Annotated in this window: 15 protein-coding genes and 5 tRNA genes; 11 read left to right on the forward strand and 9 right to left on the reverse strand. The window is 34.4% G+C overall.

All coding sequences use genetic code 11. The annotated features are described in order from the left end of the window. Positions 1–36 precede the first annotated feature (36 nt). From Q73A0000_RS08025 to glgB, 3 genes are all read right to left on the reverse strand, one after another. Complete coding sequence (locus tag Q73A0000_RS08025) at positions 37–1029, reverse strand: EamA family transporter (RefSeq protein ID WP_193813532.1); 993 nt, start codon at positions 1027–1029, stop codon at positions 37–39. A gap of 188 nt (positions 1030–1217) precedes the next feature. Beyond that, the gene (locus tag Q73A0000_RS08030) at positions 1218–2624 is read right to left on the reverse strand and encodes a glycogen synthase (protein ID WP_193813533.1); all 1407 of its coding nucleotides are present in this window, start codon (positions 2622–2624) and stop codon (positions 1218–1220) included. A 29-nt stretch (positions 2625–2653) separates the two neighbouring features. Then, the gene (gene glgB, locus Q73A0000_RS08035; protein ID WP_193813534.1) at positions 2654–4633 is read right to left on the reverse strand and encodes a 1,4-alpha-glucan branching protein GlgB; all 1980 of its coding nucleotides are present in this window, start codon (positions 4631–4633) and stop codon (positions 2654–2656) included. Between the two features lie 297 nt (positions 4634–4930). Here glgB and Q73A0000_RS08040 point away from each other — a divergent pair, with 297 nt between their 5' ends. From Q73A0000_RS08040 to Q73A0000_RS08050, 3 genes are all read left to right on the forward strand, one after another. Next, positions 4931–7072, forward strand: a complete 2142-nt coding sequence (locus tag Q73A0000_RS08040; RefSeq protein WP_193813535.1) for a S46 family peptidase — start codon at positions 4931–4933, stop codon at positions 7070–7072. Between the two features lie 67 nt (positions 7073–7139). Next, positions 7140–8144: a polysaccharide deacetylase family protein gene (locus Q73A0000_RS08045; protein WP_244140840.1), complete on the forward strand. Its 1005-nt coding sequence runs from the start codon at positions 7140–7142 to the stop codon at positions 8142–8144. Continuing rightward, a complete protein-coding gene (locus Q73A0000_RS08050) occupies positions 8141–9217 on the forward strand; it encodes a GNAT family N-acetyltransferase (protein ID WP_193813536.1) in 1077 nt (358 codons plus the stop codon). Before Q73A0000_RS08045 ends, Q73A0000_RS08050 begins: the two co-directional genes overlap by 4 nt. A 273-nt stretch (positions 9218–9490) precedes the next feature. Here the strand turns inward: Q73A0000_RS08050 and Q73A0000_RS08055 are convergent, their stop codons facing one another. From Q73A0000_RS08055 to Q73A0000_RS08065, 3 genes are all read right to left on the reverse strand, one after another. Beyond that, positions 9491–12406, reverse strand: a complete 2916-nt coding sequence (locus Q73A0000_RS08055) for a M16 family metallopeptidase (RefSeq protein ID WP_193813537.1) — start codon at positions 12404–12406, stop codon at positions 9491–9493. Between the two features lie 62 nt (positions 12407–12468). Continuing rightward, positions 12469–13863 (reverse strand): aspartate ammonia-lyase, encoded by a 1395-nt coding sequence (aspA, locus tag Q73A0000_RS08060; RefSeq protein WP_193813538.1) that lies wholly within the window; start codon positions 13861–13863, stop codon positions 12469–12471. Between the two features lie 114 nt (positions 13864–13977). Further along, positions 13978–14994, reverse strand: coding sequence for an N-acetylmuramoyl-L-alanine amidase (locus tag Q73A0000_RS08065; RefSeq protein WP_193813539.1), 1017 nt, complete (start codon positions 14992–14994; stop codon positions 13978–13980). Between the two features lie 132 nt (positions 14995–15126). Here Q73A0000_RS08065 and Q73A0000_RS08070 point away from each other — a divergent pair. The 6 genes from Q73A0000_RS08070 (at position 15127) to Q73A0000_RS08095 (ending at position 16612) form a co-directional block, all read left to right on the forward strand. Beyond that, positions 15127–15213 (forward strand) — tRNA-Ser (locus Q73A0000_RS08070). Positions 15214–15233: 20 nt separating this feature from the next. After that, positions 15234–15308 (forward strand) — tRNA-Pro (locus Q73A0000_RS08075). Between the two features lie 120 nt (positions 15309–15428). After that, positions 15429–15502 (forward strand) — tRNA-Arg (locus tag Q73A0000_RS08080). An 82-nt stretch (positions 15503–15584) separates the two neighbouring features. Continuing rightward, positions 15585–15659, forward strand: a tRNA-Pro gene (locus Q73A0000_RS08085). An 83-nt stretch (positions 15660–15742) separates the two neighbouring features. Beyond that, positions 15743–15816 (forward strand) — tRNA-Arg (locus Q73A0000_RS08090). A gap of 100 nt (positions 15817–15916) precedes the next feature. Then, positions 15917–16612 carry an ATP-binding cassette domain-containing protein gene (locus tag Q73A0000_RS08095; RefSeq protein WP_193813540.1) on the forward strand — a complete coding sequence of 232 codons (696 nt, stop codon included), beginning with the start codon at positions 15917–15919 and terminating at the stop codon, positions 16610–16612. Between the two features lie 52 nt (positions 16613–16664). Here Q73A0000_RS08095 and Q73A0000_RS08100 read toward each other — a convergent pair whose 3' ends face one another. Next, complete coding sequence (locus tag Q73A0000_RS08100; protein ID WP_193813541.1) at positions 16665–17051, reverse strand: SRPBCC family protein; 387 nt, start codon at positions 17049–17051, stop codon at positions 16665–16667. A 33-nt stretch (positions 17052–17084) separates the two neighbouring features. Between Q73A0000_RS08100 and Q73A0000_RS08105 the strand changes: the two genes are divergently transcribed. Beyond that, a complete protein-coding gene (locus tag Q73A0000_RS08105) occupies positions 17085–17690 on the forward strand; it encodes an NUDIX hydrolase (protein ID WP_193813542.1) in 606 nt (201 codons plus the stop codon). Here the strand turns inward: Q73A0000_RS08105 and Q73A0000_RS08110 are convergent. Together Q73A0000_RS08110 and gldJ are read right to left on the reverse strand one after the other, a co-directional pair. Then, a complete protein-coding gene (locus Q73A0000_RS08110; RefSeq protein ID WP_193813543.1) occupies positions 17687–18961 on the reverse strand; it encodes a UDP-N-acetylmuramoyl-tripeptide--D-alanyl-D-alanine ligase in 1275 nt (424 codons plus the stop codon). The two genes, Q73A0000_RS08105 and Q73A0000_RS08110, sit on opposite strands and share 4 nt — an antisense overlap. A gap of 61 nt (positions 18962–19022) precedes the next feature. Next, positions 19023–20630, reverse strand: coding sequence for a gliding motility lipoprotein GldJ (gene gldJ, locus Q73A0000_RS08115; protein WP_193813544.1), 1608 nt, complete (start codon positions 20628–20630; stop codon positions 19023–19025). 162 nt (positions 20631–20792) lie between these two features. Here gldJ and porU point away from each other — a divergent pair, with 162 nt between their 5' ends. After that, positions 20793–24686 (forward strand): type IX secretion system sortase PorU, encoded by a 3894-nt coding sequence (gene porU / locus Q73A0000_RS08120; protein ID WP_193813545.1) that lies wholly within the window; start codon positions 20793–20795, stop codon positions 24684–24686. The last annotated feature ends 14 nt before the right edge of the window (positions 24687–24700 follow it).

A 24700-nucleotide genomic window follows, 5' to 3' on the forward strand; every position in this document is an offset into this window, starting at 1 on the left:
TTCGTGAAAAATTAATTTCTTAAATTCGATATTAAATTACTTATCTATTTTAATATAGTCAGGATCTAACTCCTTCTTTTTTGAAGGTAAATTCATGAGTACAATCGCAAAAAGGATTAAAGCGATTCCCATCCATTGAATTAAAATAACCTTTTCTCCCAATAAAACAAAGGCCATGGTTACAGAAACCGGAAGTTCAAGCGAAGAAACAATACTTCCCAAACCTAAGCCCGTTTTTGGAAATCCAAGATTAAATAAAGTCGGTGGAATAATCGTTCCGAACAAAGCCAGTATAAAACCGTACGTATAAAAAATCGAAAAATCAAAAGGTTTGATATGATCCGTATTATCAGTAAAATTTAAATAAAATGATTTTAAAACATCAAAATGTAAAGGTCCAATCTGTGCGAAAAATAGAAATAAAAACACAACTACAGCTCCTCCAGAAAGCATAATCATACTTTTCTTAAGCACGGGAATATGAGTTGCTATTTTATTTGAGGTAAACATCGTCATGCTAAAAGAAGCTGCTGCCATCAATCCCCAAAAGATTCCATGCAAATCTAATTTAACGTCCAGATTAATCATGTTCGTTGCGAAGAATGTTCCAATCAAAACAATGACAGTCGCTACCACTTTTTTGGCGTTAGGGAATTTTTTCGATATCACACTTTCAATCACAACACTAAACCAAACCGATTGCATTAATAATACAATTGCGATTGACACATTAATATATTGAACGCAGATATAGTAGAATAAACTGGTACAGCCTAAAGACGTTCCTGCCAGCATCAACATTTTAATCTCTTTCGAAGATGGTTGAGAAAGTGGTTTTTTAGAAGTCTTCTTCTGTATCAAATTTAAAATAAACAAACCTGTTAATCCTAAAACAAACTGAGCCGTAGTAACCTCAGAAGTAGTATATCCGTCTTGATATGACAATTTAACAAAAGTGGCCAGCATGCCGAAAATACTTGCTCCAAGCGCAACATACAAAACCCCCTTTAACATATTTTTCTTTTCCATAATTTTTTTCAGCCTGCAAACTTACGATTTTATAAATTTGTGGCCGTAACTAAGTGGAAAATAAAAAGTCATTGGTGGATAAGTTTCCTGAATTTGCGAAATATGCAAAATAGATTTACTTCGACGCTGGGAATGTTTTTTTTGATATTGAAAAAAAGTATCTAATGGAAAAAAAGTTTTTAAAACCGCTATTTTTGATACAGTTTCAAATATTTTTCTGCAGATTTTTCCCAGGAGAAATCAAAATTCATATTCGACTGAACCAACTGTTTCATTAAACCTTCTTTGTGATAAATATGCAAAGCGCGATGCATTGCATGAACTGCAGCATTTGCACTTGCTTCACCGAAATTGAGTCCGCTTCCACCAGTTGAGAGATCTTCTACCGTATCACGTAAACCACCAGTATAACTAACAATTGGAACTGTTCCGTATCGCATGGCGTACATTTGATTTAAGCCACAAGGTTCAACTCTGGATGGCATTAATAAGAAATCGGAAGAAGCATAAATTTTATGAGATAAATATTCTTTGTATCCCAAATCTAAAGCAAAGTTTGAATACTTATAAGAAAGTTCAGTTAAGTGATTTTCAATATTTTTATCTCCGGAACCAAGAATGATTATATTCAAACCACCGTACGTTTCTTCAATACTTTTCGCCACAATTTCGGGTAGAAAATCTGCTCCTTTTTCACCAGCAAATCTTCCGATGAAACTGAAAAGTGGCAAGTCAGGATTTAATCCATATTCTTCACAAATTTCCTTTTTATTTTTCCATTTTCCGGAATCAGCATCTTTTTTTCCATAATTGAAAGCCAGGAAAGGATCGACTTTCGGATCCCAGATTTCAGTATCGATACCGTTGATAATGCCGTATGCTTTGGCATTTTCTTGTCTAACCAAAGTTTCTAAACCACGGAAACTTTCAAAAAGCTCATCCATATATCCGCCAGAAACCGCATTGAAAGCGTGGCAACATTTAATCATCGTCGCTAATGGATTAATGTAACCGTCCCAATCGAGCAAGCCCCATTTTCCACCATCAAACCAAGGAAAATAACTCGCCATTTCCCAGCTCATCTGACCTTGATATTCTCCGTTGTGAATTGTTCCGATGGTTTTTACTCCTTTTAGAAAATCAAACTCCGGACAATTTTCTACCATAAAAGGAACCAGGCCTGTATGATAATCGTGGCAATGCAAAACATCTGGCCGAATCTTCATCGCCGTTAACCAATGTAAAACGCCATGTTGAAAAGCGAGAAACTGTTGACTTTCATCCCAATATCCATATGGATTATCACGATCCAAAAGTCCGGGAATCTTCACCAAATACAAATCAAAACCTAAAACCTTGGATGTTTCCTTCATCACCATCACCTGAAAAGTTTGATTATGCTGATGAATCCAACCATCAAAAACAATCTCGAAACCATGTTCATGCACAAAAGGTTTATTGTACCACGGCATAATCACACTCGCTTCTACCCCTTTAATTTTATTGAGATATTTAGGCAATGCTCCCACCACATCGGCAAGTCCACCAACTTTGGCGACAGGATAACATTCGATAGAAAGGTTGAAGATTTTCATTTTATAAATTCAGATTAGATTGGACTTTATTATTTCTTAGTCTTTTTAATTGCTGCAGATTCTTTTTTAACCGCTGGTTTTTTGGTCGCAACTTTTTCTTTTTCTATTTTTTTCTGTCTTAAAATAACTCCGGCAAGAGGTGGTAATTTTAGTACAATTGCATTGGGTTTGTACATCCATTCATCATCTTCTTCATCTACGATTTCTGCTTTTACGCCACTTCCCGCAAATTGCTCGTCATCTGAATTAAGGATTACTTCCCAATTCGTTCCTTCATTAACCCCAATTTTATAATCAAAAACTCTTGGCGTCAAATTTAAAACAACCATTAAAACATCATCTTCCTTTTTCCCTTTTCTTAAATAAACATAAATGGAATTATCATCATCGTTTGCTTCGACCCATTCCATACCATCTGGCGAGAAATTATTTTCGTAGAGTGCGGTTTCTTTTCGGTATAAATGATTTAGTTTTTTAACAAAATCATGCATTCCTTTATGAACATGATATTCCAGCAAATGCCAATCGAGACTTTTTGTAAAATCCCACTCATGAGTTTGTGCAAATTCGTCACCCATGAACAAAAGTTTTGCTCCGGGATGCGTAAACATATAAAGATACAAGGCTCGAAGGTTCGCAAATTTCTGCCATTCGTCACCGGGCATTTTATAAATTAAACTCGCTTTTCCGTGAACGACTTCATCATGAGAAAGCGGCATCATGTAATTTTCATTATAAACATACATGGAACCGAAAGTCAATTTATTGTGCTGGAATTTTCTTTCGACCGGATCTTCTTTAAAATAATTTAAAGTATCGTGCATCCAACCCATCATCCATTTCATACCGAAACCAATTCCACCTTCGTGAACGGGTTTTGTAAGCATTGGGAAATCTGAACTTTCTTCTGCAATTGTAATAATATCTGGAAATTCTTTATAAACTGCTTTATTAAAATCCTGTAAAAATTTCTTGGCTTCTAAATTGACATTTCCACCATAAATATTCGGTTCCCATTCGCCTTCATTTCTGGAATAATCCAAATGCAACATCGAAGTTACGGCATCTACACGAAGTCCGTCAGCATGATAACGATCGAACCAAAACATTGCGTTGCTTATTAAAAACGATTTCACTTCCGGTCTTCCGTAATTAAAAATATAAGATTTCCAGTCAGGATGAAAACCTTTTCGCGGATCTTCATGTTCGTATAAAAAAGTACCATCAAAGAAATGTAATCCATTGGCATCACCAGGAAAATGAGACGGAACCCAATCTAAAATAACACCAATTTCATTCCGGTGCAGTTCATTAATTAAAAACATTAAGTCCTGTGGAGAACCAAATCGGGAAGTAGCCGCAAAAAATCCGGTTATTTGATAACCCCAACTTGGATCATACGGATATTCCATAACGGGCATGAATTCTACATGAGTAAATTCCATTTCTTTAATGTACGGAACAAGTCGCTCAGCAATTTCTCTATAATTAAAGAATCTATCGGGATTATCGGTGCCGCGCATCCAGGAACCGAGATGCATTTCGTAAACAGACATAGGTGCTTTGAGAGAATTTTTCTTTGAACGTTCTTTCATCCAATTTTTATCATTCCACTCAAACCAAGTAGTAGAAACCAAAGAACCTGCCTGTAAATTCTGTTCCCAACTCAAAGCAAAAGGATCGCCTTTTTCTAGTAAAACTCCATTGTTGGTGCGGATACCATATTTGTAAACATCACCCCATTTTAAGTCGGCGATAAATCCTTCCCAAATTCCAGATTCATCCCATCTTGGTAATAATTTATGGGTTTCTGAATGCCATTTATTAAAATCTCCGATAACAGAAACTTCTTTGGCGAATGGTGCCCAAACAGAAAAATAGACTCCTTCTACTCCATCGATTGCAGTGGAATGAGCTCCAAATTTTTCATACAATTTATAATGATTTCCTTCTTTAAAAAGATAAATATCATGATCGGTAAACAAAGAATGCGGAATTACATTTTGCATGATTTCGGAATTTTCAGGTTTGTTTTTTAGGAAAAAAATACGGATTCGTATTTTCTACATCAAATATATTTAAAATAAAGATAAAATACGACCAAATCGTATAAAAACAACATTAAACAAGGTACGAATTCTGTAGAAAGACTTTATTTAGAAAAGGACCTAACAGGAAAAGAATCAATTAAAAAGGTTAAAAGATTGAAAAATGAAATATCACAAATTGAATACAGATTAAACTTCAATCTCATTAACACCGCCTTATCAATTAAAATTTTCTTATTTTTAGGGCAAATTTTAAAAATGAACAGAAAGAATATATTGCTAGCTGCAATACTTTTGCCCGCTGTGATGGCTTTTGCCCAACAATACGGTGGTATGTGGATTCCCACAGAACTCAATGAAAAGGAAATGAAAAGTTTGGGAATGAAAATTTCCGCAAAACAGATTTATGACACCTCAAAACCAAGTATTAAAGACGCCGTAGTACAATTTAATGGAGGTTGTACAGCAGAAATTATTTCGCCGCAAGGTTTACTATTGACTAATCACCACTGTGGTTATGGTCAAATTCAGAAACATTCATCAGTTGAACACGATTATTTAAGTGATGGTTTCTGGGCAAAAGATATGAACGGAGAATTACCAAACCCTGGTGTTACCGTAGATTTCATCGCAGATATCAAAGAAGTTACAGGACAAGTTTTAGCTGGAACTCAAAACTTAGATGAAAAAGCAAGTGAGGCATTAATCGCCAAAAATTTAGAAGCGGTGAAAGCCAGTTTTAAATTAGAGCCTTGGCAAAAAGTAATCATTAAACCAGTTTATTACGGTAATAAATATTACGCGTATATCATCGAAACTTATAAAGATATTCGATTGGTTGGAGCACCACCAAGTTCAATTGGTAAATTTGGGTCTGATACTGATAACTGGGTTTGGCCAAGACATACTGGAGATTTTTCGATGTTCCGTATTTACGCAGACAAAGACAATAAACCTGCTGAATATTCAAAAGATAACGTTCCTTACAAACCGAAATATTTCTTACCTGTCTCTATTAAAGACAAACAGGAAAATGACTTTACTTTCATTTTTGGGTTTCCAGGAAAAACAACCGAATATCTACCTGCTATCGCGGTAGAAAAGGTAATGACAGAAACTGATCCTGCCATGATTGAGGTAAGAGAAGTTGCGTTGAAAACCTTGAATGATAAAATGCGTACCGATGCTGAAACCAGAATTAAATACGCTTCAAAATACGCTGGCGTAGCTAATTACTGGAAAAAATGGATTGGTGAAGTTGAAGGTTTGAAAAAATCTGATGCCGTTGGTAAAAAGAAAAAATACGAACAAACTTTAATTGCGAAAAATCCAGCGATTAAACCGACGATTGATCAACTTAACAATCTGTATAATGAGCAATCTCCTTATTCATTAAACCGTTCTTATTATTCAGAAGTTACTAGAAATGCCGAAACTTTATCACTGGCAAATCAGTATTTGAATTTTATGAACAGTTATGAAGCTGGGAAAATTAATGATCAAACATTAACTGCTTTTAAAAACAGAATGTCTTCATTCTACAAGGATTATGATGGTGCATTAGATGCAAAAGTAACAGCTCAATTGTTGGCTTTATACGCAGACAAAACACCAGCTAAATTTCTTCCTGCAAATTATGATCAATTTAAAGACGTTAATAAAAATTTAGTAACTATTGAAAACTGGTCTAAAAATTCAGTGATTACAGGAAGAGGAACTTTCAACGGAACTACTGCTTCTACGAATATCGATAAGGTTTTCGCTAATCCAAATGAGTTGATTAAGAATCTTAAAAATGATCCGATTATTCAGTTGGCGTCTTCAATGAAAGATACTTACATGAAAACGACAGAAGGGAAATACACTCAACTTCAGGATCAAATTGATGTGCTTCAAAAGAAATATATGGCGCAACAAATGGAAACTGATAAAGACCGCAAATTTTTCCCAGATGCGAACTCTACGCTTCGTGTAGCTTATGGACAAGTTAAAGGTTCTAATCCAAGAGATGCGGTTTACTACGGTTACCAAACGCATTTAGAAGGAGTGATGGAAAAATATGTTCCAGGTGATTATGAATTTGATGTTCCGAAAAAATTAATCAATCTTTATGATACCAAAAACTATGGGGTTTACAAAGATAAAACTGGTGATGTTCCTGTAAACTTTACAGCAACCAATCATACGACAGGTGGAAATTCTGGAAGTCCAGCTTTGGATGCACACGGTAATTTAATCGGATTAAACTTCGACAGACAATGGGAAGGAACGATGAGTGATATTAATTTCGACCCACGTTTCAGTAGAAATATTATGGTGGATACCAAATATATTCTTTTCATTGTTGATAAATATGCTGATGCAAAATGGTTGTTGAACGAAATGAAAATCGTGAAATAAGTTTCCGCAAAAATTAACAGATATAAATCCCATGATACTATTCATGGGATTTTTTTTAAATTTGAATATGGCAATTAAAGAACACCTCATCAATTTCTCTGCAAAATTACAATCAGCTAATTTTCAAAAAACTTATCCTTTAGATTATTGCATCCCTGTTTATCATGCGGTTTCCAACTTTCACTTACCTCATCTTAAGCATATTATCAAATATAAAAGTGAGAAAGAATTTGAGAAAGATTTAGATATTTTATCGAAAAATTTTCAGTTTGTAAATTGGGATGAGTTTAAAGATTTCAGAAACGGCAACTTTAAGCCAAAAAAGAAAATTGCCTTACTTACTTTTGATGATGGTTTGTCGGAATTCCATGATGTTGTAGTTCCAATTTTAGAACGAAAAGGAATTTACGCCATCAACTTTATTAATCCGAAATTCATCGGTAATACTGACTTAATGTACCGCTGCAAAGCAAGTTTACTCATCGAAAGAATTGTGCAAAGTGAAAAAAAGCCGCTGAATGTATTTGATGATATTATCTACAATGATCAATTTAAAAAACTACTCATTCGAAAAATAAATGCAATAAAATATTCTGAGCCGGAAAAATTAGATGATTTGGCAAAAAATTTCAGAGAAAGCTTCAGCGATTACCTTATCAAATATAAACCTTACATGACTTTCGAGCAACTGAAAAAAGTAACTCAAAAAGGATTCGGGATTTCCAATCACGGTTTTGATCATCCACTTTATCATGAACTAAATTTGGAAGAACAAATTCGGAATACCAGTCAATCTTACGATTATTTAAATGAAAATGATTTTATCACAGAAAGTTTCGCTTTTCCATTCACTGATTTTGGCGTAAAACGGGAATTCTTTGAGAAAATCTTTTCTACCAAAGATCTATTTTGTAGTTTTGGTTCTGCCGGATTAAAACGAGATAGTTTCGAAAAAAATTTGCAGAGAATTCCCATGGAAAACGGAAAAGATACGAACCAAATTTTAAAAGAAGAAATAGCCTATTTTAATCTCAAAAAATTACTCAATAAAAATACGATTCACCGGAAATGATTACGCTGAAATGTCTCAACAAAAAAGATTTAGAAGAATTTGTACTTTCTGAAACCTATCAATCTTTTGATTTTTTACCGATTACGAAACATCGCGCCTTGTCTCAAATTAAAAATCCTAATGCAACTGAAGATGATATTTTATTAACAATCGCTTTGCAGGAAGGAAAACTAGCTGGTTATCTGGGCACATTTCCCGATCAGTTGACTGTGGAAAGCAACAAAATTAAATTCGCCTGGTTAAGCACGTTATACGTCAGCGAAAATTTTCGAGGAAAAAAAATAGCCCAGCAACTCTTATCAAAAGTTTTTGAAAAATATAATGATAAAATCGCTATTACAGAATTTACCAAAGAAGCAGAAAGTCTGTACAACAAGACTCAAAAATTTGATTATATCATTCCAAAAACGGGTAAGCGCTATTACTTTAGAACTAATTTTGAAGAATTACTTCCCCTCAAAAAGCCAAGTTTATCGGCATTAAAACCAGTTTTTAAAAGCATCGATTTTTCGACTGATTTATTTTTGAAAGCAGTTAATACCATTAATAAACCTAAAAAAATAAATTTTGAAATCGCTGAATTAGTAGACGAGGAAAGTGCGAAATTTATCGAACAATTTCATCATTACAGAGATGGCGGAGAAATTAATATGATTGTTAAAAACCCTTGGGTTTTACAAGAGCATCAGGCAAATCCTGATTATATTTTTTCAAGTTATGCTAAAGAGTTCAACTACTTTTGGATTAAAATTTACGATCATGAAAAGAACTTAAAAACGTGTGCATTACTTCAATTACGAGATCAACATTTAAAAATCCCCTATTTGTTTAGTGAAAATAAGTTAGAAAATTTTAAAGAATTTCTTCATTATTTCATCAAAGAAAAAAACATAAAAACCTTAACTTCTTTCGATGAAAATTTAAATGAAGCATTAATCAGTAAAAATTCATTTGGGATTTATTCTAAAAATTTCGAACGTAGATATCTCTTTCATAAAGAATTATTGGCAGACTTACCCAAAAACTTTAATCCAAAATTTCAAGATGGTGATGGCGATCCCATTTTTACGTAAACCTTTAAATTGAATAATCTTGAGATTGTCTTTAAAGTAGATATTTTATAAAAAAAATTCCGGGAATTTCCCGGAATTACTGTTTTCACAGTTATTAGTTTAGTTTTTTACAATTAGATATTAGCAAGTTTGCTATCATTTATTGCATTACAAATATGAAGGTATTTACTCATTTACAAAAGAGTAAAAACACCCATTAAATTTTAGTGTTAAACATAAAAAAAAGTGAAACCAAAGTTTCACTTTTTTCTTATACTTGAATTAGAAATCAAATTAATACCCGAAGATTTCTTCTAAAGAAACTTCGTGGAATGTACCTATTTTATTAAGTGCATCCATATCTAAGTTTTCTTTTTTACCAATAATCGCTGTATTATATTTCATTGGTTTCATCTGAGAATCATAGAAGTTCGTTAAATCTGCCAAAGTTAATTTTTCAACTTCTTTGTAAATATCTTTTCTCAAATCGTAATCAACTCCTAATTTTTTAAGATTTAATTGATTGAAATAAATATTCGTTCTGTTAATTCTACCAGAAGCAATTTGTTTCAACGCTGCATTTTTAGCATTATTAAACTGAGCTGGAATTTGTGGAAGATTTGCCATCAACTCATCCATTGCAGTTACTGCTTGTGGAAGTTTATTCGCCTGAGTTCCGATGTAAGTCGTCACATAATCTGGACGATTCAATTCGCTACTTGAAGCATAAGAAACATATGCAGAATACGCTAAACTCTTACTCTCACGAATTTCCTGGAACACGATTGAAGATAAACCTCTTCCAAAATATTCATTGAAAACACTAATTTTCCCAAGGTTGCCTAAATTCACATTCGGACCTTTTGCCACTTTACTCATTTCGGTTTGCACCATATCGTAATTGGTAAAATAAACGTTTCCGTTTGTTGCTGGTTCAGGATATTCGTTTTTTGCAGGAACTTTCAATGTTTCCTTTTCTACGAATGATTTTGCATACTTTTTAAAATTATTAAAATCTTGTCCGTAGAAGAAAATCTCATAAGGCATTTTCAATAAATTCTGAACTTTATTGGTCATATCTACGGAGTTAATCGCTTCTAACTGCTCTTTAGAAAGAACATCTGTGAAACGGGAAACTTTACCATATTTTGCGTAGTTAGACAAGGCAGCCATAATTCTTCCTTTGTCTTTTTTAGCAACTTCACGACCTTCCAAAATTGTTTTCACATTTTCTGCGTAAACTTTCTGATCAGGTTTTGCGTTCTGCATCCAGTTTTTCAATAACTCGATTGCTTTCGGCATATTCTCTTCTAAACCGCTTAACGAGATTCTCAACTGATCTTGCGACGTTCTGAAATCATTAGAAATCCCTAATTTAAAGAATTCCTTTTTCAGATCTTCAGCAGATAATTTATTCGTTCCTAAATATTGTAATACTTGAGTTGCCAAACCTAATTGTTTGTCATTGTCGCTTCCGAAAGGGAAAATAAAATGAGTTTGAGCAATATCGTTGTATTTGTTATGAACGAAACTTACTTTTTTACCACCGATTTTATCAGTTTTAATCACTTTCGCATAATCCACATATTCTGGTTTAATTTCAGAAGATTTCTCAGCTAAAATTCCTTTTAAAAATGGAGATTGTTCTTCTCTATTTAATTTAATTGGAGTAATACCAGGATTTTCTACACGAACCAATTTATCGTTAACGCCTTTTTCTTTTTTAATGATAACGTAATTATCTTTAAAGAATTCGTTGGCAAATTTAACCACGTCAGCTTTGGTAATTTTCTCGTATTCATTAATCTCATTCAGTTCCTGTTCCCAAGTTCTGTCGTTGATATAAGTTCCGTATAAGCTGCTTGCCAACCCGTCAGCAGTCTCGTACGTTTTCATACGCTGGATTTTCATATCATTAACGATGGCAGGAATTAACCAATCCTGGAATTCTCCTTTCTTCACCAATTCAATTTGGTCCAACATTAATTTCTTCGCTTCATCAAAAGTCTGGTCATTTTTCGGAACAATAATTAATGAAAAACTTCCATATTTTTTAAACGCCGATTCGTAAGCCATCGCTTGTAAAGCTTTCTGCTTTTGATTAATGTTTAAATCAATCAACCCAGAATCTCCAGAGTTGGTCAAAATATTTCCTACAATATCAGCAAGTCTTGCATTTTGAGTTCCGTAAGAATCAGATCTCCAGGAAAGTTGCAACCTCGGTGTAGAAGGACTTTTTACCGTTCTTTCTACAATTTTAGTCATCGGTTGTTCCGTGATGATTTGTTTTTTCGGCAATTCTTTGTATTCAAAACTTCCGAAATATTGATCAACCAATTTAATGGTCTTGTCATAATCCAAATCTCCAACTAAAACTACAGCGTAATTATTCGGCACATAATATTCATCAAAATATTTGTGAATCGCCATCATTGATGGGTTTTTCAAATGCTCTGATTTTCCGATTGTCGTTTGCTGACCGTTTGGATGTGTAGGGAAAAGCGCATCCATTAATTCGTAATTCACCAAACGTCCGTCATTATCCTGAGCTCGGTTGTATTCTTCATAAACCGCTTCCAGTTCAGTATGGAACAATCTCAAAGTTAATTCAGAAAATCTTTCTTTCTCAACTTTCAACCATTTTTCCAGTTCGTTGTTTGGAATATTATTTTTGTAAACGGTTTCATCCAACCAAGTATGAGCGTTTGTTCCCGAAGCTCCAAGCGAAGAAATCGCTTTGTCATATTCGTTTGCGATCGCAAATTTGCTTGCCTCTTGAGAAACTTCATCTATTTTTTTATAGAGTGCTTTCTTTTTTTCTGGATCCTGTTCAGCTTTATGCTGTTCGTATAAACTGGAAATTTGATTTAAAAGTGGTTTCTCTTTTGCCCAGTTTGCACTCGCCAAATTGGATGTTCCTTTAAACATCATGTGTTCCAAATAATGCGCTAAACCTGTATTGTCAGCTGGATCATTATTACTTCCCGTTCTTACCGGAATATAAGTTTGGATTTTTGGTGCATCATCGTTTTTAGCGAGGAAAACTTTTAATCCATTTTTTAAAGTATAAACTCTTACTCCTGCTTTATCATTAATAACGGTTTCGTATTGATAACCGCCATTGTCAGTTATTTTCGTAGTTTCAAATTTCTGTGCGTTGCTCATAGTGAGTACTCCAACAATTGCAATTGTTGTTAATATTTTCTTCATTAATTATTAAATTTTCCGATAATTAGTTATAAGTCAGTTTTATCTGCTAAACGTTACATCGGTTAATGTGGTTTCAGCATGTTCGCAGGATCCAGGATTTCATTTAATCTTTCTTCAGATAAAATCCCTCTTTCCAGTACTAAATCGTACACGCTTCTTCCTGTTTCCAAAGCTACTTTGGCAATTTCTGTTGAATTTTTATAACCGATATAAGGATTTAAGGCGGTTACAATTCCGATACTGTTTCTCACCATATTCAGACAAGCGTCTTTGTTTGCAGTAATTCCTACGACACATTTTTCTCTTAAAGTATCCATCGCATTTCCTAAGAAAATCATGCTTTCCATAATCGAATGTGAAAGAACGGGCTCCATTACATTTAATTGTAATTGTCCTGCTTCTGCGGCAAAAGTTACCGTTAAATCATTTCCGATCACTTTAAAACAAACTTGATTCACCACTTCGGGAATTACAGGGTTTACTTTTCCTGGCATGATTGAAGAACCTGGCTGCATCGCTGGAAGATTGATTTCAAAAAATCCTGCTCTTGGTCCTGAAGAAAGCAAACGCAAATCATTACAAATTTTAGAAAGTTTCACCGCCAGTCTTTTCAAAGCCGAAGAATAAATTACATAAGCGCCAGTATCAGGAGTTGCTTCAACTAAATTAGGTGCAGAAACCACGGCAAAACCTGTCAGCTGAGAAAGATTTTTTGCACATAAATTCGCATAACCAACAGGAGCATTTAGTCCAGTTCCGATTGCTGTTGCGCCCATATTTACCTCCACAAAAAGATTAGCATTGGCGTTTAATTTTGAAATATCTTCTTCCAGAGTTGCTGCATAAGCTTCGAACTCCTGTCCCATACTCATCGGTACAGCATCCTGCAATTGGGTTCTTCCCATTTTGATAACGGGAGCAAGCTCTTTTCCTTTTTCACGGAAGGCTTCAACAATTTTCTTTAATTTTTCTACCAACTCAACATTCATTGCCAGCAAAGCCATTTTTAAAGAAGTTGGATAAGCGTCGTTCGTTGATTGTGAAAGATTAATATGATCGTTTGGAGAACAAAATTGATAATCTCCTTTCTCTTTTCCTAATTTTTCTAAAACTCTGTTAGCAATAACTTCATTCGCATTCATATTTACCGAAGTTCCTGCTCCACCTTGAATCATATCGATTGGAAATTGATTATGTAGATTTCCAGCAACAAGTTCATCGCAAGTTTCTGCAATTATTTTGTAAAGATTTTCGTCAAGTAATCCCAATTCATAATTGGTTTTTGCGGCAGCCTTTTTTACGATAGCTAAAGCCTTAATAAAATGAGGATAAGAAGAGAGTGTCTGTCCTGAAATTTTAAAGTTATCAATGGCTCGTTGAGTTTGGACTCCGTAATACGCATCGATAGGCACTTGTAAAGTCCCTAATAAATCGCTTTCATTTCTGAAATTTTCCATAAAAATAATTTGTTGAGAAGTTAAGATTATATACTTATTTTATTAAATTGATTTAAAGATAAATCTAAAAAAAGAGGCGATAATTAATCGCCCATTTAAGAATTGTAAAGATATTTATTTATTTGGATACTTAAGGTTTAATGCCTGTAAAATTGCCCAAGTTTCAGCATCAATCATCCCAGAATAATTTTGTGGCCGAAAATGATATTGAAAAGCTTCAACCGTTTTCTTGGTAGCATCATCATAAACACCATTTGGATTGATACCATAACCGAAATCCCGTAAAGCAGTTTGAATTTTAAAAACAAAAGATGGAACGGTCATTTGTAAAGCGTAATCATCTAAAACCGCGGTGTCATAGAAATTTTGCTTTGCAGCCTCATCATACCACATCCCTACCTGATAATCATCGTATAATTTTTTCCAAGGAAATTTTGGTCCTGGATCTTGCTTTCTGGTTGGCGCAATATCAGAATGTCCCAAAACATTAGTTGGAGCGACCATATATCTGTTGGCGAGATCTTTTACCAATGCAGCAACTTTCTTTATTTGTGCTTCAGAATATTCAGGGAAAATTTTCATTCCACTAGAATCTGTTTTATAACCAGCGTTTACAATTTCAATTCCAATGGAAGTATCATTAAGCATTATGTCTTTTCGCCACGCACTAATTCCGGCATGATAAGCTCTTTTATTTTCATCAACCAATTGGTAAATTTCATTATCGCCTAAATCATTAACCAAATAATGAGCACTTACCGATTGCTGAGTTAGAACATTTACTGATTTATCATCATCTAATGCAGTATAATGTAAAATAATATACTTCTGACGGAAATTTTGGCCAACCGCTGGAAAGAAAGTTTTCACGACTTTATAACCTACAGGATTTGCAGAAACGATCGAACCATAACTCGCAGTATTATCATTTTTGGTAACATCAGCTATGTTTTCTTTGAAAAAATCGACTCCACCTTCATGTTCAATTTTCGGTTTATGAACAGGAAGTTCAGGTTTTGTAGTTGAAACTTGAGGCATTGTAGGTTTTGCAATTACAGTTTGTGAATTTTTTTGTGTTCCACAAGAGATTACTAGAAACCCTAATATTATGATAGATAATGAATTACGCATGTGTTTTTTAAAAAATTTAAATTAGAGTCAAAAATACAAATATTTTTTAGGAATTTATTTTGGTTTATAACGAAAACTCCTTTATATTTGCACTCGCAATTACAGAACAGAAGCTCTTATAAATATTGCACTGGAGAGTTGCCTGAGTGGCCGAAAGGACTTGTTTGCTAAACAAGCGTATGGGAAACTGTACCAAGGGTTCGAATCCCTTACTCTCCGCAACTTAGGAAAAAATTATTCGGGGCGTAGCGTAGTCCGGTCATCGCGCCTGGTTTGGGACCAGGAGGTCGCAGGTTCGAATCCTGCCGCCCCGACTTATAGAAAATTCTTTCGAGAGTTTTATTTAAAAAACTTCATCTTCCCAAAGATAAGTTTAAAAATCCCTAAAATTGGGTACTTAGATCAGCTTACAGTTTGAACGAAGTAAAATTTAAGGGTGCGTAGCTCAGCTGGATAGAGCATCTGCCTTCTAAGCAGACGGTCACAGGTTCGAATCCTGTCGCGCTCACTAGAAAAGATCGAGAATTTTCTCAATCTTTTTTTATTTAATTGCAGAATACATCTATGTAAGAAGGCAATATTAGATTTTTCGGGGCGTAGCGTAGTCCGGTCATCGCGCCTGGTTTGGGACCAGGAGGTCGCAGGTTCGAATCCTGCCGCCCCGACTTTATAGAAAACTCCTCAGAGAGTTTTCTTTTTTTTTCAAACATCATCTTCCCAACGATGAGTTTAAAAATCCCAATATTTTGGGTGCGTAGCTCAGCTGGATAGAGCATCTGCCTTCTAAGCAGACGGTCACAGGTTCGAATCCTGTCGCGCTCACTGAAAAGATCGAGAATAATTCTCGGTCTTTTTTTGTTGAATACTTTATGTAATAATTCCTTTTCGATTTCCTAAATTTGCGTTTCATTAAATAAAATTCATGTCACTACAAATTATCAATCTTACTAAGAAATTCGGCGAACAAATCGCTTTGAATACGATCAATATTCAAATCAACAATAACGAGATTATCGGATTGCTCGGTCCAAATGGTGCCGGAAAATCGACGTTAATGAAATCAATTGTCGGAGCGCTGAAAATTGATGAAGGACAAATTATCTTTAATGGAAAGGATATTCGTGAAGATGAAATTGAAGCCAAAAAGAATATGGGCTTTCTGCCAGAGAACAATCCATTGTACAGTGAAATGTATGTAAAAGAATATTTGAATTTCGTCGCAGATATTCACCAAGTTTCAAAACAAAGAATTGATGAAGTAATTGAATTGGTCGGAATCACACCGGAAAAATCGAAAAAGATTTCTCAACTATCAAAAGGTTACAAACAAAGAGTTGGTCTTGCTCAAGCGATTTTACATTCTCCTGATTTATTGATTCTAGATGAACCAACAAACGGACTCGATCCGAATCAAATCATTGAAATCAGAAATGTGATTAAAGAAATAGGAAAAGAGAAAACGGTGATTCTATCGACACACATCATGCAGGAAGTAGAAGCGCTTTGTTCTCGTGTGATTTTGATTCATCAGGGGAACATCATACAAGATTCCAATATCGAGGAATTCAAAGGTAAATACAGTAGTTTAGAAGAGGCGTTTGCCAGCTACACTCATTAAACAAAAAAGCCGTGAATTAAAACATTCAGGGCTTTTCAATATATTTGATTTTTTAGATCTTTTCGATATTATCGGTCAAAGCGTCGATAAAGTTTTTCAAAGGTTTTTCTACCATCATTTTAATAAACGGATTAAATTTTCCTTCAAATAATAATTGAACTTCAGTTTGATTTTCACTAATCGGATTCATCATACCTTTTAGAGCAAAATCTAAACTTGAACTTGCCGATTTCAAAGTCACTTGATTTTCAGTAACTTCATCGATAGTTAAAGCGATTTCCGGCATTCCTTTTAAACTGAATTTAAAACCTTGATCACGAACTTCAAAACTCTGTAAAGAATCCGGCATTAGTTCTCTGTATCCTTCTGGAGTGTTTAACATTGCAACTAATTCAGTTCCCGATTTATTTACGATAATTTTACGTCCTTCTAAATTCATTTTTATATTTTTGTATTAATTAAAACGTTGCAAATGTATAAAGTTTTTGTGAATGAAAAAAAATTATCGATTAGTAAATATCCGGAAGATTTTGAAAAGAAACTTCGATATGAAGGATTTGCGACTTTAGAAATAGCAATTGACCTTTTAGAAAACACTTCTTGCCCAGAACTTAATATTTACGGTGATAATCTTGAAGATATTTGGGAAGATTTTACCAAGATGTTTAAAGTAATTGAAGCTGCTGGCGGTGTCGTAAGCAATCAAAAAGAAGAGATTCTATTTATTCGTCGATTAGGCAAATGGGATTTAGCAAAAGGAAAAATTGAAAAAGGAGAATCTCTGGAACAGGCAGCATTACGCGAAATAGAAGAAGAAACAGGTCTGAAAGAACTTATCTTAGAGGATTATCTGAATACTACTTTTCATATTTACACCGAAAGAAACGGCGAGAAAATTTTAAAAACCACCTATTGGTTTAGAATTAGTTACGTCGGAAATTCGGCACCAATCCCACAAATTGAAGAAGGAATTTCTGAAGTTTCCTGGAAAAACGAAAAACAAATTATCGAAGAAGTTTTACCGATGACTTTTGAAAATATCAAACTAATCTTAAAGGATTTTTGGAATAAAGATTAATCGATGAATTCTAAAATTTGTTCTAAAGCAATTCCACGAGAAGCTTTTAACAATATATTTTCGGATTCTATTTTATTATTTTTTAAATAATCCGAAAGTTCTTTTGAATTCTGAAACGATTTCGAAAGATGATTTACATTTTTAAATTCATTTCCTACCGTAATAATTTCATCAAAATGAAGAGAATTTGCAAGATCAAGGATCAATTGATGTTCTTTTTTTGATTCTTCCCCCAACTCTAACATATCGCCGATGATAATAGTTTTGCTTCCATTAAAATTGCTAAAGTTTTTTAAAGACTCGGTCATCGAACTCGGATTGGCGTTATAAGTATCCAAAACAAAAGTTTTTCCGTTCTTTTCTACAACCTGCGAACGCATATTGGTTGGTAAATAGTTTTCAATGGCGTTTCTAATTTGGTCAAAATTTAAGTCAAAATGAAAACCTAAACTTGCTGCAGCACAAAGATTAGTGAAATTATAATTTCCGGTTAATTGAGATAGTGCGTGATTTCCTTCATAACTTAATCCTACTAAATTGTCTTTTGAAAACTGCTCAAACTGATAATCAGAAGTTGTTGCTCCAAAAGTAATTTTTGGTTGATACCCTTCTGTTTTTTCAACTTGAATAGGATCATTCTCATTCACCAAAATAGTTTGTAAATGACTTTTTAAATAGTCATACAATTCCGATTTACCTTTAATAACTCCTTCGAACCCGCCGAAACCTTCAAGATGAGCTTTCCCGAAATTGGTAACATATCCAAAATTAGGTTGTGCAATTTCACTAAGCATTTCGATTTCTTTCTGATGATTTGCGCCCATTTCAATCACCGCAATCTCATGTTCGGCTTTTATGGAAAGTAAAGTAAGCGGAACTCCTATATGATTATTGAGATTTCCGTAAGTATATTGAACGTTATATTTCTGCGAAAGAACTGCGTGGATGATTTCTTTGGTCGTGGTTTTGCCATTACTTCCGGTTAAACCAATAATTGGAATATTGAGATGCTTTCTATGATGCTTTGCTAAATCCTGCAAAAACTCTAAAGTTGACGGAACATAGAAAATATTATTCTTTTCATTTTCAAATTCCTTTTGTTCTAGGATAACTGCCAAAGCACCTTTATCGATAGCACTTTCAGCTAATTTTGCGGCATTAAAAGTTTCACCAGAAAAAGCAAAAAACAAATCATTTTGTTCAATAGTTCTGCTATCGATTGTTACTTTCGCACATTTTAAAAAGAGCGGATAAAAAGAGGCTGCATTCATACGTCAAAAATAAAAAAACCTTCTGCATTAACAGAAGGTTTTTTAAATATTTTATTAAATTTTATCTTTTGGTTCTACCTTTTCCGTTGGACTTCGCATCTTGCGATACACGGAAGCCAACCCAACCATAAGCTTTTCCTTCATCACGGAATCTTCTTTGTCCCGGATCAAGCCAGTAAGGTCCATCTAACCAAGAACCTCCTTTGATTACTCTCACTTCATTGGATAATTCTGTCGTTCTAGAAGTTCTGTCTTTTTGAAGAACTACTCTACCTCTGCCGTCAACAATAAATTTTTTCTGTTTAGAATTGTACATGTTGTAACCAACAGTTGAACTGTCCTCTGCTTTCCCGTAACCAGCATCTAATGAAGATTGGAAATCACCATCTCTATAATTACTGTTATCAGCAACAACTTCTCTTTCATATTGACCAGGAAGACCTCTATAAATCAATCTACCGTCTGCTAAAGTATCATATTTAACTACATCGATCTTTTTGAAAGTTCCGTCTGCATTTTTCAAAACTTCTCTAGCAACGTTTCCTCTGTAATAATTAAAGTCGCTTCCTTCTTCGTCAATAATTGGTCTGTAAACATCTGCAGTCCATTCGGCAACGTTACCGTACATTCCAAAAAGTCCTAAATTGTTAGAAGGATATTGTTTCACATCTGAAGTTGTTGGTGAACCATCATTTTTCCAACCTGCAACACCAGAATAGTCACCTCTTCCTTGTTTAAAGTTTTCCAAATACATTCCGCGATTTCTACCCTTTGTCCCTTTTAACTGTTCAACTTCAGGTTTTTTACCTGTATATAAATTATATACTCTTTCTTTTTGCATTCCTAGCGCAGCAAATTCCCACTCTACTTCTGTAGGAAGTCTGAATTTTTGTACAACACCTGAAGTGGCATTACGGTTTGCAGCAATAATTCTTTCATTTTTGGTTTTAATACCAGTTTTTTGTTGCAAACGTTGCTTATTCACGTACGCTTCCATTTCCGGATCGTTCGCTCTATATTTATCTAAACTAAAGGCACTTGCTCCTTGATTATTTGAATCATTAGAATAATAATCTTTAGAAATAACTCCTTGAGCCATCAACGCTTTTTCGTTAGCACGATCAGTTAACCAATCACAATATCTTGAAGCTTGTAGCCAAGAAACACCCACTACTGGGTAATAGTCATACTCCGGAGAACGGAAATAAGTTTCGGCAAAATCGTTTCTTGAAAGTTTATTGTTCCAAACCAAAGTATCAGGAAGTGCTCCAGTATAAATTTCTTTAAAACTTGGGTCAGAAGGAGGGAAAACATATTTTAACCATGTCACATATTCTCTATATTCGTAGTTGGTAATTTCTGTTTCACCAATAAAAAAGGAACTCACCTGCATTCTTTTTGGCGTATTATTCCAGTCATGCATCACGTCGTCTTTCACCAATCCCATGGTAAACGTTCCACCTTCCACATAAACCATTCCTGGCCATCCTTTTTGTTTCTGCTGTTTCCCGGAAAAAAACCAACCTTTTGGATCGTTTGCTTTCCAACCTGTTTTACTCGTAAAACTTTTTGTACCACCGCCTTTCTTGTTATTGCCACCACTGCCGCAACTCATCAACATAAATGTTGAACTTAACGCCATTATCGTAAACAACTTTAGTCTATTCATAGTAAATTTCAAATTTATCAAGGTACAAAGAAAAATTAAATTATTTAATAAATCAAATTAAAGATTGATTTTTTTGAAAAAACGTTAACAATTTAATTTTATTGTATCATATTAATATTTAATAATTTTCGTTTAATTTGTAATTGGCAAATTAACCAACAAATGAAACGCAAATTAACATTCTTTTTAGTATTATTATTTAGTTCTTTTTATTTCTCACAAACTACCAAAATAGATTGGGAAGGAAGCACCGTTATTGATTACGGAAGCAGCAAAGTTACTGTTCCTTTCTTTAAGAACGAAAGTTTCGTCTACGAAGACGGCGGAGTTTATCTGAGAATGGCAGAAAAACACTCTGGTGCAGACAGAAAAGTCACCAATTTGATTTGGGAAAAGATATCCGCAAAAGAGCTTTTTGACATCAATGATTATAATCTTCCGACCGAAGATCAATCAGAAGTAAGTTATTATACGAATCCTTACACTCAGGAACAAATCAATAATATTCGGGTTGCTACCTTGAAATTTGAAAAAGGAGCGATTTACCGCTTAAAATCTTTCACTATTGTTAATGCTGAAAAAAATGTTCAAAATGAAAATTGGGCAAGTAAATACGGAAGTTCTGAAAATCCATTAAAACAGGGAAGCTTTTATAAAATTAAAGTTGACAAATCAGGCGTTTTTAAAATCACCGCAAAATTCTTACGAGACAATGGAATGAATCCCGCCAATATTAATCCGAAAAATTTCAGAATTTATGGAAATGGTGGATTGATGTTACCTGAACATAATAAAGATCAACGTTATGATGCTTTGCAAGAAAATGCAATACAGGTTTTCGGTGAAGAGGATGGTGTATGGAATGAAGATGATTACGCTCTTTTCTACGCACAAGGTCCTAATGGTTACAATGTTTACAAAGGCAGTAATGGAAACGGTAATAGAAGAATAGAAACCCGAACCGACAGATCAAATAACTTCATTAATATTTATGAAGACTTCGCTTACTATTTCATCAATTTCGATAATGGACCAGGTAAGAGAATTCAAGCGAGCGATGTACCGACTAATTCCACAGTAATCTCTCGATATGACGAGTACCAGTATATTAATGAAGAGAAATTCAATCTAATGAGAATCGGTAGAATCTGGACTGGTGATTCTTTTAACGGAAATAAAACAGTCACTTTTACTACGAAATCTCCGATTCAACCCACTGATACTGTTTTATACCGATCCCGATTTATTGCGTATCAATCGCAGGGAAATAAAATGACGGTGAACATCAATAATGCAAATCCTGGTAATTTCTCTGTTTCGTCAGATGACAAAAGAGAATATCTACCGATAGTATATAATGGTTCAGTGAGCAACTTGCAAGGCAACCAACTCTCATTTAATTATGCACCAAACTCTGCAAGCAACCCAAATGGTAAATTTTATTTTGATTATGCTGAAGTTCAGTATAAAGAAGATTTAAAATTTAATAACAACCAAATGAACTTTAGGAGTTACGATATTGTAGAGCAAAGTAGCAATACCTACACTTTTAATTTAGCTAATGCCTCTTCTATCGATCAGGTTTGGCAAGTATCTGATGTTACCAATGTGGTTAAAAAAGTAAATAAATCTGGAAATAATTCTAATTTTAATTTTGGTTACGTTGCAGATAGTAATCTTTTCGTGAACGAGTTCGTTGCGTTTAAAAATAATGAAGCATTTTCTCCTTCTTTTGTCGGAAAAATTGAAAATCAGGATTTAGCGGGTTTACAAAACATCGATTATCTAATGATTACAGTTCCTGAAATGATGGGACAAGCTCAGCGTCTTGCTAATTTTTACCAAGGAAAATATAATGTAGCAGTCGTTGACATTAATAAAATCTACAATGAATTCAGCAGCGGAAGTAAAGATATTACTGCAATCAGAGATTTCGCAACCCGACTTAATACTCCAGCAGGCAAATTAAAATATCTTTTTATTTTAGGAGATACTTCTTACGATTTCAAAGGAAAAACGTATCCTGGTTCTTCAGTTGTGCCAAGTTATCAAAGTGAAGAAAGTGGCAACTACGCCGACTCATTTGTAACCGATGATTATTTTGTAATGACCGGTCCACAAAGTATAGGCTCAATAAATGTCTCTGCAACCTTACCGAACTTACCAGTGGGCAGATTACCTGCAGCCAATATTTCTGAAGCCAAACTCTTAATCGACAAAGCATTATCTTATAACAATGCGAATCCAGGACAATCTACTCCGTTTGGTGAATGGAGAATGAAAATGGATTTCGTAGTTGATGACGATGCCGATAACCAATACCCTTTCCACAATACAATGAACGCCTCTTTGGTCAATGTATTTGAAACCGGAACATTAAGAAAAGAATATAATATCCGAAAACTTTATCTGGATGCTTTTCCAGCACAAACTTCAGCTGGCGGTCAGAGATATCCACAAGTAAACCAAGCGATTTCAAATGATGTTGGTAACAGTCTCTACCTGTTTTATTTCGGTCATGGTGGGATTAATGGTTGGGCGCAGGAGAGAGTTTTAACTATTGAGCAAATTCAGAATTTTAATAATTACAATAATATCTATTCGCGTTTTCCTTTGGTTTCTACGATTACTTGTGAATTTACATTATGGGATGATCCGGGAACTTTTTCTGCTGGTGAGCAAGTGATTAAATCAAAAACTGGAGGAGCTTCAACGATGATTACTTCCAGCCGAGCGATTGGAGTTGGCTATGGAGAAGATTTCACCACTATTTTCACCAAACATATTTTCGAGCTGGAAAATGACGATTTTTTAAATCTTGGTGATGCATTCTTACAAGCAAAAATTGAAAAAAGACCATCGAACGATCACTTAAAAGTTAATTTCTTAGGAGATCCTGCTACCAAATTAAGTCGTCCAAAACGATTAATTACCATCGATAAAATTGATTCTCCAGTTCCGGGACAACTTCGCGCTTTAGATTTTGTAAAAGTAAAAGGACACGTTACAAAACCCGATGGAAGCGTAGATGAAACCTTTAACGGAAGAGTTGCTGTGAATATATTTGATAAACGACTGACAAAAAAAACACTCAATAATGACGGAATGCCGAAAATGAGTCCAGTGTTAACTTACACTGAAGAAGGCAGCCCAATTGTTAAATCTTCTGGTGTTGCAACCAATGGCGTATTCACGGTAGAATTTTATGTACCGAAAGACATAAATTATGAAGTGGGAACAGGAAGAATTTTAGTTTACGCTGACAACAAAGTTTTCGATGTTTTTAACAATCAAGATCAAAAGATTGGAGGAATTAATCCCGATGGAATTAATGACAATGAAGCTCCGAAAGTGAAATTATACATGAACAACACCAATTTTGCTGATGGCGGAATTACGAATCAAAATCCCCTACTCTTAGCTTGTGTAACCGATGATAAAGGAATTAACTCCACAGGTTCTGGAATTGGCCACGATATTACCGTAATTCTGGATGGTAAAATTATCGACACCGTTGTTCTGAATGATTTCTTCTTTTCTGGGGAAGGAAATGGTTGTACCAATCCTTCGCTAGCGGATTATCAAAAAGGAAACGTCACTTACCCATTCCGAAATTTAACACCTGGTGAACATCAATTAACATTTAAAGTTTGGGACATTAACAATAATTCGACCACAGAGACGTTAAACTTTATAGTTAAGGATGAAAGCAACCAAAATTTAATAGTTAAAAAATTGTTAAATTGGCCAAATCCTTTCACCAACAAAACTTATGTTCAGTTCGAGCATAATTGTAATGATGTTTTAGACGTGAATGTTCAGGTGTATACCATCACGGGGAAATTAGTTAGAACGCTTAGCACAACGGTAACTGCAGAACCTTTCTTACAAGGTTTCAGAACACCAAGAACAGCAATTGAATGGGACGGAAATGATGATTTTGGAGATGCAGTGGGTAAAGGAACTTACATATTTAAAATTTTTGCGAGAAGCCAAAATCAAGATAAGTGTAAAGGAAGTGCTACTGCAGTTGAAAAAATGGTATTATTAAAATAATTAAAAAAAGATTT

It is taken from the genome of Kaistella flava (ex Peng et al. 2021) (assembly GCF_015191005.1).
Taxonomy (GTDB): domain Bacteria; phylum Bacteroidota; class Bacteroidia; order Flavobacteriales; family Weeksellaceae; genus Kaistella; species Kaistella flava.